Source organism: Pseudomonas sp. MD330_10, assembly GCF_042610415.1.
GTDB classification, from domain to species: domain Bacteria; phylum Pseudomonadota; class Gammaproteobacteria; order Pseudomonadales; family Pseudomonadaceae; genus Aquipseudomonas; species Aquipseudomonas rhodesiae.
This window is the reverse complement of record NZ_JBHGZU010000004.1, coordinates 44,277-57,801: the sequence shown is the minus strand read 5'-3', so window position 1 is coordinate 57,801 and position 13,525 is coordinate 44,277. Positions and strand designations below refer to the sequence as shown.

The following is a 13,525-nucleotide window of genomic DNA, read 5'->3' as shown; positions in this document are numbered from 1 at the left end:
AAGCCATACAGCTCAGGGGTGCCTGTTAGACCGCTATCGGGGGCAAGCCCCCTCCCACAGTTTGAATTGTGAATACCTTCAAATGTGGGAGGGGGCTTGCCCCCGATGCAGTCGCCTCGGTCTCAGGTAATCGGCGCCGGGTTAAACAACGTGATGTCGTTGTGCAGCTTATGATGCTCGGCCCACGTTTTCTTCTTGCCGCTGGCCACGTCCAGGTAAAAGTGAAACAACTCCCAGCCCAGCTCCTCGATGCTTGCGCGACCAGTGGCGATACGCCCGGCGTCGATGTCGATGAGGTCCGGCCAGCGTTGCGCCAGCTCCGTACGCGTCGAGACCTTAACCACCGGCGCCATCGCCAGCCCATAAGGCGTACCACGACCGGTGGTGAACACATGCAGGTTCATCCCCGCGGCCAGTTGCAACGTGCCGCACACGAAGTCGCTGGCTGGAGTGGCGCAGAAGATCAGGCCCTTGCCCTTGAAGCGCTCGCCAGGGCCGAGCACGCCGTTGATTGCGCTGCTGCCGGACTTGACGATGGAGCCCAACGACTTCTCGACAATGTTCGACAACCCGCCTTTCTTGTTGCCCGGCGTGGTGTTGGCACTGCGATCTGCCTCGCCTTTGGCCAGGTAACGGTCGTACCAGTCCATTTCTCTAACCAACTCTTCGGCCACTTCCTTCGTCTGTGCGCGAGAGGTCAACAGGTAGATGGCATCACGCACTTCGGTGACTTCGGAAAACATCACCGTCGCGCCGGCCCGCAGCAACAAGTCCGAGGCGTAGCCCAGGGCCGGGTTGGCGGTGATACCGGAAAACGCATCGCTGCCGCCGCACTGCATGCCCAGGATCAGCTCGGACGCCGGCACGGTTTCCCGGCGGCGCTGGTCGAGCTTCTTCAAGCGCACTTCGGCCAGTTCCATGATCTGCTCGATCATCTCGGTGAAACCGTGGCTGGAGTCCTGCAGCCGATACAGCCACGGCTCGCTCAAGTCGACGGAACTGTCGTTGTCGTGCATCACCTGGCCGGCCTGTAATTTCTCACAGCCCAGGCTGATCACCAGGGCTTCGCCCCCCAGGTTCGGGTTGCGCGCCAGGTTGCGCACGGTACGGATCGGGATGTAGGCATCCGTCGCGGTGATCGCCACCCCGCAGCCGTAGCTGTGAGTCAGCGCCACCACGTCATCGACATTGGGGTACTTTGGCAGCAACTCTTCCTTGATGCGCTTGACCGCGTGGTCCAGCACGCCGGTCACGCACTGCACCGTGGTGGTGATGCCCAGGATATTGCGCGTGCCGACGGTGCCGTCGGCATTGCGGTAGCCCTCGAACGTATAGCCCTCCAGCGGCGCCTGGCCCTCGGGCACTTCGGTAGACAGCGGCAGGCTATCCAGCGGTGGCGCGGTGGGCATGCGCAGTTGATCTTCCTGGACCCAACTGCCACGCGGAATCGGCGCCAAGGCATACCCGATGGTCTGGCCGTAACGAATAATCTGACCGCCCTCGGGAATATCTTCCAGGGTCACTTTGTGGCTCTGGGGGATGAAGTCTACGGTCACCAGGCCGTCCGGGAACTCGGTCCCGGCCGGTACGCCCTGGTCGTTGACCACGATCACTACGTTGTCGCGCTCGTGCAAACGAATCGAGCGCGGCGAGTCGGCATGTTCAATCAACTGCATTACACGAACCTCAGGAATGCGCTTGGGTAAGGTGGGTCACTTCAGGCCCCTGGGCGGGTGGCTCTTTGAGCACCACGCGCTTGATCGGACCGACGATCACCAGGTAGCTGAACACCGCCACCAGCGCGTTGGCGCCGACAAACACCAGAGCCCATTTGAAAGAACCGGTGGTGCTGATGATGTAGCCGATGACAATCGGTGTGGTGATCGACGCCAGGTTACCGAAGGTGTTGAACAAGCCACCACTGAGGCCGGCGATTTGTTTCGGCGAAGTGTCGGACACCACCGCCCAGCCCAGTGCTCCAACGCCCTTGCCGAAGAAGGCCAAGGCCATGAAGCCCACCACCATCCACTCCACATCCACGTAGTTGCACGCAATGATGCTGCTGGACACCAGCAGGCCGGCGATGATCGGCGCCTTGCGGGCGAAGGTCAGCGAGTGGCCTTTGCGCAGCAGGTAATCGGAAATCACCCCGCCGAGCACGCCGCCGATAAAGCCGCAGATCGCCGGCAACGAGGCGATGAAACCGGCCTTGAGGATGGTCATGCCACGGTCCTGCACCAGATACACCGGGAACCAGGTCAGGAAGAAGTAGGTGATGCCGTTGATGCAGTACTGGCCCAGGTACACCCCGAGCATCATGCGGTTGGTGAGCAACTGACGGATGTAATCCCACTTCGGCCCGTCGGTTTTCTTACCCTTGGCCTTGTCCTGATCCATATCGACCATCGCGCCATTGGCGGCGATGTGATTGAGCTCGGCCTCGTTGATCATTGGGTGCTGGCGGGGGCTGTGGATCACTTTCAGCCAGATCAGCGAGAACACGATGCCGATCACGCCCATCACGATAAACACGTGCTGCCAGCCGAAGCGGTAGACGATCCAACCCATCAGGGGCGCGAACAGCACCGTGGCGAAGTACTGCGCCGAGTTAAATATCGCCGAGGCGGTGCCCCGTTCAGCGGTCGGGAACCAGGCCGCGACGATGCGTGCGTTACCCGGGAAGGAAGGTGCCTCGGCCAGGCCCACCAGGAAGCGCAGCATAAACAGCGCGACCACGGCGGTGGAAACACCGAACTCACCCACATAGCCTTGCAGCACGGTGAACAGGGACCAGGTGAAGATGCTCAGGGCATAGACTTTTTTCGAGCCGAACCGGTCCAGCAGCCAGCCACCGGGAATTTGCCCGGCCACATAGGCCCAACCGAATGCGGAGAAGATGTAACCGAGAGTGACCGCGTCGATGCCGAGGTCTTTTTGCAGGCTGGAGCCCGCGATGGCGATGGTGGCCCGGTCGGCGTAGTTGATCGTGGTCACCACAAAGAGCATGAGCAGGATCAAATAGCGGACGTGGGTCGGCTTGGTCGCTTGCATGTAGAAGTACTCCCACTAATTATTTTTTTTGCGGGTAATGGTTTTCTGTTTTGATCGTGGGACCGGCAGGCGTCCGGCCCCACGGGGTATTGCGTCTTACGAACCGATGTAGCTGGTTTTCACCACGGTGTAGAACTCTTGCGCATAGCGACCCTGCTCACGCGAACCATAGGATGAGCCCTTACGCCCACCGAACGGAACGTGATAATCCACGCCGGCGGTCGGCAGGTTGACCATCACCATCCCGGCCTGGGAGTGGCGCTTGAAGTGATTGGCGTACTTCAGCGACGTGGTGGCGATACCGGCCGACAAGCCGAACTCGGTGTCGTTGGCCATGGCCAGGGCTGCCTCGTAGTCCGCCACGCGCACCACGTTGGCCACCGGCCCGAAGATTTCTTCACGGCTGATGCGCATGGCCGCTTCGCTGTCGGCGAACAAAGTCGGCGCGAGGAAGTAACCCTCGGTGTCGCACGTCACCAGGCTGCCACCGCTGACCAACCGCGCGCCTTCGCTTTGGCCGATATCGATGTATTTCATGTCCTGATCCAGTTGGGCCTGGGACACGACGGGGCCGATATCGGTGCCGCTCTTGAGGGCATGGCCGACCTTGATCGACTTCATGCGCTCGGCCATGGCCGCGACAAACTGGTCGTGGATGCCGGCGGTCACGATCAAACGGCTGGACGCCGTGCAACGTTGCCCAGTGGAGTAGAACGCGCTCTGTACCGCCAGCTCGACCGCCTGTTTGAGGTCGGCGTCGTCGAGAATGATCTGCGGGTTCTTGCCGCCCATTTCCAACTGCACTTTGGCCTGGCGCGACACACAGCTGACGGCGATCTGACGGCCGACGCCGACGGAACCGGTGAAGCTGATGCCATCGACTTTCGGACTGTTGACCAGCACATCACCGACCACACGGCCGCTGCCCATTACCAGGTTGAACACACCGTCCGGGAAACCGGCGCGGGAGATGATTTCCGCGAGGGCCCAGGCGCAACCCGGCACCAGCTCGGCGGGTTTGATTACCACGCAGTTGCCGTACGCCAGGGCCGGGGCGATTTTCCATGCGGGGATGGCAATCGGGAAGTTCCACGGAGTGATCAAGCCAACCACACCAAGGGCTTCGCGGGTAACTTCGACGTTGACGCCAGGACGCACCGACGGCACGTAGTCGCCGGACAAGCGCAGGCATTCGCCAGCAAAGAATTTGAAGATATTGCCGGCGCGGGTCACTTCACCGATGGCTTCGGGCAGGGTCTTGCCCTCTTCACGGGCCAGCAGGGTGCCGAGTTCTTCGCGGCGGGCGAGGATTTCGCTGCCGACTTTATCCAGCGCATCGTGACGGGCCTGAATGCCCGAGGTGGACCAGGCCGGGAACGCGGCGCGTGCGGCGTCGATGGCGGCGTTGACTTGAGCAACATCAGCCTTGGCGTATTCGCCGATGACATCGGACAACTCCGACGGGTTGATATTGGTGCAATAGTCCGCACCGGCCACCCACTGGCCATTGATGTAGTTTTCAAAACGTTTGGCTTGGGACACAAATCTTCTCCTGACGCAAAAGGCCGCTGATTGCTCAGCGGCCTTGTAAATGTCTTATTGCGGGCCTTGCTTATCGATCAGCGCGGCGAGGGCTTCGTACTCTTCCGGCAGCAGGTCGGTCAGCGGTGTGCGCACTGGGCCGGCGTCATAACCGGCGATTTTTGCGCCGGCCTTGACGATGCTCACGGCATAACCGGCCTTGCGATTACGGATGTCCAGGTAAGGCAGGAAGAAGTTGTCGATGATCTTGCTGACGGTGGCGTGATCATCCTTGGCAATCGCGTGGTAGAAGTCCATCGCGGTTTTCGGGATGAAGTTGAACACCGCCGAGGAGTACACCGGTACGCCCAAAGCCTTGTAAGCAGCGGCGTAGACTTCTGCGGTCGGCAGGCCGCCCAGGTAGCTGAAACGATCACCGAGGCGACGGCGGATCGACACCATCAGTTCGATGTCACCCAGGCCGTCCTTGTAGCCGATGAGGTTCGGGCAGCGCTCAGCCAGGCGCTCCAACAGCGGCGCAGTCAGACGGCAGACGTTGCGGTTGTAGACCACCACGCCAATCTTGACCGATTTGCACACGGCTTCAACGTGGGCGGCAACCCCATCCTGGCTGGCTTCGGTGAGGTAGTGCGGCAGCAACAACAGACCCTTGGCACCCAGACGCTCGGCTTCCTGAGCATATTCGATAGCCTGACGCGTCGAACCGCCGACACCGGCGAGGATCGGCACGCTGGTGGCGCAGGTATCAACAGCAGTCTTTACCACTTGAGAATATTCGCTGGCGGCCAGGGAGAAAAACTCACCGGTGCCGCCGGCGGCGAACAAGGCTGTGGCGCCGTACGGGGCCAGCCACTCCAGGCGCTTGATGTAACCCGCCTGGTGGAAATCACCCTGCGCGTTGAAATCGGTCACGGGGAAAGACAGCAGACCGTGGGAAAGGATGGACTTCAGTTCTTGTGGATTCATTATTCGAACACCCTGGGTAAAGACTTTCTGTCGAAAGGTTTGTTGTTGGTTTTGATAATGTCGTACGTCATCGTACAACTATAAAAGTATTCGTCAACTGCAATTCATCAACCTCCCAGCAAAGAGTGTTGAAACACGCATTCTTGACGTAAGAAATTTATGCTCTATGCTCGCCGTAGCTGTATATACATACAGCAATCAAGGAAGATTCCTACGACTTAGCAAGGAGCTAACATGTCAGGTCCTGAACTCGTATTACCCGAAAAAAACCCACCGACCCTACGCTTCGAAGGCGGCGAACATACGGCGATTGGCGACGATACGCTGCTGCGCTTCGCCAAAGACGCCGCGCCGATACCTGCGCGAGAAGTTGAGCTGCATCTGCCCAACGGGCTGGCACTGACTTACGGCCAAGTGATCGCCCTGGGCGGCGACTTCTATGGCATCCCCGGCCAACCGATCAGCGATGGCGCCTCCCCCGCCGAGCGTGTGCAACGCTTCACGGCCGCGTTCAATTCCCTGGCCGTGTTGCCGGCGTCACGGGAAGAAGCACGCAACATCCTTGCGGTGATGCAAAAGGAGATCAACGCGGTCAACCAGGCAATCAAGGAAGGCAAACAGCCTCATGAGGCGTACGACGCCTTGGGCGATAGCTTGTCCGAGGAGTGGAACCGCATCACCGGTGGCGGCAGCGCGGTGTCGGCGCTGATTCCGCTGGGACGTTACTTGAAACTGGCGGCGGACAACGCCGACCACTTCGGCGAGTGGGCGCTGTCGGCCTACCTCGCCGGGCATACCGCAGCCCTGCAACAGGCAGTGGTAGCTCATCAGACCGGCACCGACCCGGCGCTGGAACTGGCCTATGCCATGAACAGTTTTGCCGATCATTTTTTGACCGATCTGTTTTCCGCCGGCCACCTGCGCGTGCCACGCAAGCAACTGGCCGCCGTGGTTACCCCCGGAGAACTCGGCTCGCTGATCAGCCGTTTCATGCACGACGAAGACAGTAAATTCGGGCTCAAGGTGCGCAATGCCATGGGTGACGAATGGCATGCCTACGGGGATAAACGCTACTTCGACAGCACCGATGCGGCCAATCGGACCCAAGTCAAACGCGCGGTGCAAGCCTCGGCGGACGAAATCTTCGACACTTTCCTCAGCGGCACCGCGCCCTCCCCGGCCACCTTTAAGGCGCCGCTGTACGTGCCGGACCTGAATGCCGCTCAAAACCCGGCAAACAACTTTTCGCCGTTGTTCAAGAGGGAGGGCGACAAGGTGCTGCGGCGCAAGGACGTAAATGACTTGAACGACAAGCAGTGGACGAATGATTGGTGGGGATGGAGTACGTACTTGTTGCTCAAGGACTACAAACCCAATACACCGGTCTGATCACAACCGTTGCCCCGTCGATGATCAAACCCTGAGACTCACCCGCGCTGCGCCTGCGCCTCTTCATGGGCATGGCGCAGCCGCTCGCGACTGTTGGTCAGGTGCAAACGCATGGCCGCGCGCGCCGCGTCCGAATCCTGGCGGGCAATCGCTTCGTAGATTTCTTCGTGCTCGCGGCTCAGGCGGTCCATGTAATGCTGTTGGTCATCATGGGCCAAGCGTGCGGAGTTCAGGCGGGTTCGAGGAATGATGCTGGTACCCAGGTGGGTCATGATGTCAGTGAAGTAACGGTTGCCGGTGGACAATGCGATTTCCAGATGGAACGCGAAGTCTGAAGCAACCGCATCCCCCGCGTGCGCGGCGCTTTCGTTCAGCGCGTCGAGTGCCGCGCGCATGGCCGCCAATTGCTCATCGCTGCGACGCAACGCGGCGAGGCCGGCCGACTCCACTTCCAGGCTGATCCGCAGCTCCAGAATCGCCAACACATCGCGCAAGGTCACCACGGTGGCGGGGTCGATACGAAAGCCGCTGGGGCTTGGTGTATCCAGCACGAAAGTGCCGATGCCGTGCCGGGTCTCTACCTGGCCTGCGGCCTGCAAACGTGAGATGGCTTCACGCACCACCGTGCGACTGACCCCATGAGCTTCCATGATCGCCGACTCGGTGGGCAGCTTATCGCCACGTTTGAGCTGACCATCGCGGATTTGCTCGGATAACACCGTGACCAATTCCTGAGCAAGGCTGCGGCGCTTGCGGGGAAGACGAGGGGCGGTGTTGGCGTTTTCCATGTGGGGTCATCTTTGTCGGTGAACTGAAGGGGCATCATAGCCCATGACGGTTGTATGATCACCGCTCGCGCTGCACTTTCATCGGCTTTCGCACGCGTAGTACATATCGCCGCCGTACCTACCCGTGTTCGGATAGACCCACCGGTTACTTCAGCCGCGGCAATAAGTGCGAAACGTTCTCCTGCCCCTGTCAGATATGACAGCAGACAACCTCACCAGACCGTCGCAGAGTCAAGCCTGTTCCGACACCCAGGTGAGCGCCCATGAAACGCCTTAGTTTGTTATGCGCAGCCTTAAGCTGGCTGCTGACCAGCCTCGTTCTGGCTGCCCCGGGCGTACGCAACGGCGGGGGCGAGGACGTCATATTGCAGGGGCTCCACTGGAACTCCAGTCGCACGACCCCGCAAACGTGGTACGAAATACTGACACAAATGGCCCCCACCATCGGGCGCGATGGCTTCACCAAAATCTGGTTGCCTCCCGCCTGGGTCGATAAATCCAGCTGGGTCGACGCGAACTCAGGGACTTCCGGCGGCGGGGAGGGTTACTTCTGGCACGACTTTGACAAAAACAGCAATTACGGCAGCGAACCCCAGCTCAAACAAGCGGTTGACGCCTTATCGAGTGCTGGCGTGCAAGCGGTGTACGACGTAGTGCCTAACCATATGAACGACAACCTCCCCGGCACCCAGGTGCGCTTTCTTCGGCGCCTCAAGCTGTGGCGCACTGACTGCATCCCCCCCACCCCTGCGTCAAGCTGCGGCGAAGGCGACCCGTTTGATAGCGGCAAGGCCGACCTCAACACCAGCAGTCCGGAGGTTTCGTCACGCATGATGCAGGAGTTCAGGAACCTGCGGGATAACTACGGCGCCAAGGGCTTGCGCTTCGATTTTGTGCGCGGCTATACGCCGGAGCGGGTCAACCTGTGGATGAAAGATTTTGGCGACCAAGCGTTCTGCGTTGGCGAACTGTGGAAAAGCCCTGGCGAGTTTCCCGCCAGCGACTGGCGCAATAAAGCCAGTTGGCAGGACATTCTCAAGGACTGGTCGGACAGATCGCGTTGCGCAGTCTTCGATTTCGCGCTCAAGGAGCGCCTGCAAAATGGCAGCCTCGCCGAATGGCGGCACGGGCTCAATGGCAACCCGGACCCAGCCTGGCGGCAGATCGCGGTGACGTTCGTCGACAACCACGACACCGGCTATTCTCCGGGACAATACGGCGGGCAGCACCACTGGCCTGTGCCCGAAGACAAGCGCAAGATCGCCTACGCTTACATTCTGCTGAGCCCCGGCATACCCACGGTGTATTGGCCCGACATGTACGACTGGGGCCGTGGCGATCTGATTCGCACGCTGATCAAACTGCGCAAGGACGCTGGCATTCGAGCCGACTCGCCCATCCGCTTTCAGAGCCACTATTCAGGATTGGTGGCTACGATCAATGGCAGTCGCCAGCGCTTATTGATCGCCCTGGACGCGGACCTCAGCATGATCCCGGAGGGTTTTACCCAGGCACTGTTCGCGGACGCAGAGCGTATTCGAGCCTGGCAAACTCGCTCGGCACCGGAAGACACCACGACGACACTACACTGCGACAATGCAAACCCTGGCAATGGGCAGGCAGTGTACGCCGTGGGTTCGCCGGTTGAACTGGGCGCCTGGGATCCGGCCCACGCCATCGCACTGAAGCCCACGGCGCCGCAGCGGTGGAGCGGCGCCGTGGTATGGCCGACCCAGCAAGCCATCAAATGGAAATGTGTGATCCGCAGCCTCAGCAACGCCAACCAAGCCTATTGGCAAAAGGACCCCGACAACTCGTTGACCACCGGTGCCGGCACCGAGGCCGTAGGCAGTTTTTGACAAAAAAATGCCCCGGCAAGACCGAGGCATTTTTCAACCGACGTGCGAACGACGCCGTTTTGTCACTTCACCACTTTCAGACTAGGACGACCGCTGGGACGCGGAGGCTCAGTGTCCGGTGGCGGCATATCGTCGCCCTCTTCGCTGTCGATCGTTTCGTCATCCTCGAAGGGCGACTCCAGATCAAACACCATGCCTTGCCCATTCTCACGGGCATAGATCCCGAGAATGGCGCCAATCGGCACATACAGCGTATGGGGCACACCGCCAAAACGCCCTTCGAAGCTCACCGCTTCGTTGTCCATGTGCAGATGACGCACGGCACTGGGCGAGATGTTCAGCACGATCTGTCCATCACTGGCAAACCCCTGCGGTACCTGAACCGCAGGAAATTCGGAATTGACCAGCATGTGCGGGGTGCAATCGTTGTCCACAATCCACTCATAGAGCGCGCGGACCAGGTAGGGTCGACTGGAGTTCATCAACGGCTCCTTAAGCCTTAGCGCATATCGCGTTCGACACCAGACAGACTCGCCTGGAAAGCCTCACGCGCAAACTGGCGCTCCATGTAATCAAGCAACGGCTTGGCAGGCCGAGGCAGTTCAATGCCCAGAATCGGCAAGCGCCAGAGTATGGGTAATAGGCAGCAATCCACCAAGCTTTGTTCCTCGCTGAGGAAAAAAGGTTTATCGGCGAACAACGGCGAAACGCCGGTCAGGCTTTCGCGCAATTCCTTACGCGCCTGCACCCGAGCGGGCTCTTTTGTACGCGAATCCAGAATCACATCCACCAACCCGCACCAGTCACGCTGGATCCGATGGATCAGCAGCCGGCTGTTGGCACGCGCCACCGGGTACACCGGCAGCAGAGGCGGATGAGGATAACGCTCATCCAAGTATTCCATCACCACGGTCGACTCCCACAACGCCAGGTCACGATCGACCAGGGTGGGCAAGCTGCCGTAAGGGTTCACTTCGATCAGCTTCGGCGGCTGACGGCCCGCCTCCACACTGATGATCTCGGCGCTGACACCCTTCTCTGCGAGCACGATGCGTACTCGGTGGGAATAGTGGTCGGCGGGGTCGGAGTAACAGGCCAACCGATTGGTCACGCCCATGGCGGTCCTCCTCGCTTGTTGAAATTATCGAAAGCTCAAAAACGAGCGCGCCCAGAGAGCATCTCTGTAGTACCTGATGACCAGGTCGCTACGGTTCAGAGATGCCGCTGGGCGCGCAAGATTAACAGCAATTGCTTACGGTTGGATCAATGCACATCCTTCCAGTATTCGCGTTTGAGCAGATAGGCGAATACGAAGAAGAAGGCCAGGTACAGCAATACATAGGTACCGATACGCTGGTGTTGCAGTTTGACCGGGTTAGCCGAGTAGGCCAGGAAGGTCACCAGGTTCTTGACCTTCTCGTCGAACTGCTCTTCATTCAGTGCACCGGTCTTAGGCACGATGGTCAATTGATCGCAGGCCTCATGGGTCAGAGGCGTGCCGGTCAACGGATCATATTGCTTCTTACCGTTCTCAACGACCTGAACCTGCTTGCATCCTACCACTTGGCGCCCCTGCAGGCCGACCAGCACGTTAGGCATGCCGACGTTCGGGAACACTTTGTTGTTCACACCCCAGGGGCGTGTCGGATCTTCGTAGAACGACTTCAGATAGCTGTACAGCCAATCGGTGCCACGCACACGAGCGACCAGGGTCAGATCAGGCGGTGCAGCACCGAACCAGGCCTTGGCGTCCGCCGGCTGCATGCCGATGTTCATGTGGTCGCCGATCTTGGCGCCAGTGAAGACCAACTTTTCCAGCATCATTTCATGAGGGATGCCCAGGTCATCGGCAACGCGCTCATAGCGTTGGAATTTGGCGCTGTGGCAACCCATGCAGTAGTTGGCGAACGTACGCGCACCGTCCTGCATGGCGGCTTTGTCGGATACGTCAATATCGACTTTTTCCAGTTCCGGCCCGCCATGTTCGGCAGCGAAGGACAGCAGCGGCAGTGCCGCAAGCATCAATGCAACGAATAATTTTTTCATCAGCCAGTCACCCTTTCCGGAACCGGTTTGGTCTTCTCTAGCCGGGTATAGAACGGCATCAGAATGAAGTAGGCGAAGTACAGGAAGGTGCAGACCTGCGACAGCAACGTACGCTCTGGGGTTGGCGCCAGTACGCCCAATACGCCCAGGATCACGAAAGCAATGCAGAACACCCACAACCAGATCTTGCTCAACCAGCCCTTGTAACGCATGGACTTGACCGGGCTTCGGTCGAGCCAGGGCAGTACGAACAGCACCGCGATGGCCGCGCCCATGGCGATCACGCCCATAAGCTTGTCTGGGATGGCCCGCAAGATCGCGTAGAACGGCGTGAAGTACCAAACGGGAGCGATGTGTTCAGGTGTCTTGAAGGCGTTGGCCTGTTCGAAGTTAGGCTTCTCCAGGAAGTAGCCACCCATCTCCGGGAAAAAGAACACGATCGAGCAGAACACGAACAAGAACACCACTACGCCGACAATGTCTTTGACGGTGTAGTACGGATGGAAGGGAATGCCATCCAGCGGGATGCCGTTCTCGTCCTTGTGCTTTTTGATGTCCACGCCATCCGGGTTGTTCGAACCCACTTCGTGCAGAGCGAGGATATGCAGCACCACCAATCCCAGGATCACGATGGGCAACGCCACCACATGCAGGGCGAAGAAGCGGTTCAGAGTGATGCCGGAGATCAGGTAGTCACCCCGAATCCACTGGGTCAGGTCATTGCCGATCACGGGGATAGCGCCGAACAGCGAGATGATCACCTGGGCCCCCCAGTACGACATCTGGCCCCACGGCAGCAGGTAGCCCATAAAGGCTTCGGCCATCAGCGCCAGGTAGATCAGCATGCCGAAGACCCACACCAGTTCACGCGGCTTCTGATAGGACCCGTAGAGCAGACCACGGAACATATGCAGATAGACCACGATAAAGAACGCCGAAGCGCCGGTGGAGTGCAACAGTCGCAGGATCGAGCCGTACTCGACGTCGCGCATGATGTATTCGACGGAGGCGAATGCCTCTTCCGCCGAAGGGTTGTAGCTCATGGTCAGCCACACGCCGGTGACAATCTGGTTGACCAGCACCAGCAACGCCAAGGAGCCGAAGAAATAGAAGAAGTTGAAGTTTTTTGGAGCGTAGTACTTGCTGAGATGGTCTTCCCACATTTTAGTGGCGGGGAAACGCGCATCCACCCAATCCATGAACTTGCTCATCACGCGTTCTCCTTATCGAGGCCAATGACAATAAGGTCGTCAGTTTCGTAGGTATGCGGTGGCACGGGCAGGTTCAATGGAGCAGGCTGAGACTTGTAGACACGGCCAGCGAGGTCATAGTGAGAACCGTGGCACGGGCAGAAATAACCGCCGACCCAGTCCTTGCCCAGATCGACAGGGGCTACTTCCGGGCGGAAGGTAGGCGAGCAACCTAAGTGGGTACACAGCCCGACCAGCAGAAGAATCTCTGGTTTGATCGAACGTGCTTCGTTTTTGGCGTAGGCGGGTTGGTCGGATTTCTCGGATTTCGGGTCAGACAGCTGACCTTCGATCTTTTTCAGATTTCCCAGGATTTCCTCGGTACGACGAACAATGAATACCGGCTGACCGCGCCACTCAGCAATCATCTGCTGGCCTGGCTCGATCTTGCTGACATTCACTTTCACCGGTGCACCTGCGGCTTTCGCCTTGGCACTGGGAAACCATGACCCCACGAACGGGACCGCAGCCCCCACCGCTCCTGCAGCACCCACCACGGATGTGGCTGCTACCAAGAAGCGACGCCGGCCTGCATTCACGCCGTCATTGCTCATTCAGTCCTCTCCCATCAGCTTTTTGGCCTGTTAAATCAGGCGTCTACTAAGTATTAAATCTGAACTTATAAAAATTTTGC

At 59.3% G+C, this 13,525-nt stretch carries 12 protein-coding genes; 2 read left to right on the top strand and 10 right to left on the bottom strand.

Annotated features, from left to right (window positions below; all coding sequences use genetic code 11):
• Positions 1-122: 122 nt before the first annotated feature.
• The 4 genes from garD to kdgD form a co-directional block, all read right to left on the bottom strand.
• Positions 123-1,676, bottom strand: a complete 1,554-nt coding sequence (garD, locus tag ACFZPT_RS07710) for a galactarate dehydratase (RefSeq protein ID WP_034111764.1) — start codon at positions 1,674-1,676, stop codon at positions 123-125.
• 10 nt (positions 1,677-1,686) lie between these two features.
• Positions 1,687-3,051: an MFS transporter gene (locus tag ACFZPT_RS07705; RefSeq protein ID WP_034136973.1), complete on the bottom strand. Its 1,365-nt coding sequence runs from the start codon at positions 3,049-3,051 to the stop codon at positions 1,687-1,689.
• Between the two features lie 96 nt (positions 3,052-3,147).
• Positions 3,148-4,593 carry an aldehyde dehydrogenase family protein gene (locus ACFZPT_RS07700; RefSeq protein ID WP_034095886.1) on the bottom strand — a complete coding sequence of 482 codons (1,446 nt, stop codon included), beginning with the start codon at positions 4,591-4,593 and terminating at the stop codon, positions 3,148-3,150.
• Positions 4,594-4,647: 54 nt separating this feature from the next.
• Entirely contained in the window at positions 4,648-5,559 is a 912-nt protein-coding gene (kdgD, locus tag ACFZPT_RS07695; protein ID WP_034095885.1) for a 5-dehydro-4-deoxyglucarate dehydratase, read from the bottom strand.
• A 234-nt stretch (positions 5,560-5,793) separates the two neighbouring features.
• Between kdgD and ACFZPT_RS07690 the strand changes: the two genes are divergently transcribed.
• Positions 5,794-6,948: a phospholipase gene (locus ACFZPT_RS07690; RefSeq protein ID WP_099312832.1), complete on the top strand. Its 1,155-nt coding sequence runs from the start codon at positions 5,794-5,796 to the stop codon at positions 6,946-6,948.
• A gap of 38 nt (positions 6,949-6,986) precedes the next feature.
• Here ACFZPT_RS07690 and ACFZPT_RS07685 read toward each other — a convergent pair whose 3' ends face one another.
• Positions 6,987-7,736 carry a FadR/GntR family transcriptional regulator gene (locus ACFZPT_RS07685; RefSeq protein ID WP_034095883.1) on the bottom strand — a complete coding sequence of 250 codons (750 nt, stop codon included), beginning with the start codon at positions 7,734-7,736 and terminating at the stop codon, positions 6,987-6,989.
• Positions 7,737-7,999: 263 nt separating this feature from the next.
• Here ACFZPT_RS07685 and ACFZPT_RS07680 point away from each other — a divergent pair, with 263 nt between their 5' ends.
• A complete protein-coding gene (locus tag ACFZPT_RS07680) occupies positions 8,000-9,595 on the top strand; it encodes a glucan 1,4-alpha-maltotetraohydrolase domain-containing protein (RefSeq protein ID WP_099312833.1) in 1,596 nt (531 codons plus the stop codon).
• Between the two features lie 62 nt (positions 9,596-9,657).
• On the opposite strand, the gene ACFZPT_RS07675 is transcribed toward ACFZPT_RS07680, so the two are convergent.
• From ACFZPT_RS07675 to petA, 5 genes are all read right to left on the bottom strand, one after another.
• A complete protein-coding gene (locus ACFZPT_RS07675; RefSeq protein ID WP_034111756.1) occupies positions 9,658-10,077 on the bottom strand; it encodes a ClpXP protease specificity-enhancing factor in 420 nt (139 codons plus the stop codon).
• A gap of 17 nt (positions 10,078-10,094) precedes the next feature.
• Positions 10,095-10,712: a glutathione S-transferase N-terminal domain-containing protein gene (locus ACFZPT_RS07670; RefSeq protein WP_034136968.1), complete on the bottom strand. Its 618-nt coding sequence runs from the start codon at positions 10,710-10,712 to the stop codon at positions 10,095-10,097.
• A 146-nt stretch (positions 10,713-10,858) separates the two neighbouring features.
• The gene (locus ACFZPT_RS07665; RefSeq protein WP_034095879.1) at positions 10,859-11,641 is read right to left on the bottom strand and encodes a cytochrome c1; all 783 of its coding nucleotides are present in this window, start codon (positions 11,639-11,641) and stop codon (positions 10,859-10,861) included.
• The gene (locus tag ACFZPT_RS07660) at positions 11,641-12,852 is read right to left on the bottom strand and encodes a cytochrome bc complex cytochrome b subunit (protein WP_034095878.1); all 1,212 of its coding nucleotides are present in this window, start codon (positions 12,850-12,852) and stop codon (positions 11,641-11,643) included. Before ACFZPT_RS07660 ends, ACFZPT_RS07665 begins: the two co-directional genes overlap by 1 nt.
• Entirely contained in the window at positions 12,852-13,445 is a 594-nt protein-coding gene (gene petA / locus ACFZPT_RS07655) for a ubiquinol-cytochrome c reductase iron-sulfur subunit (RefSeq protein ID WP_034095877.1), read from the bottom strand. The genes ACFZPT_RS07660 and petA overlap by 1 nt, the downstream gene beginning before the upstream one ends.
• Between the last annotated feature and the right edge of the window lie 80 nt (positions 13,446-13,525).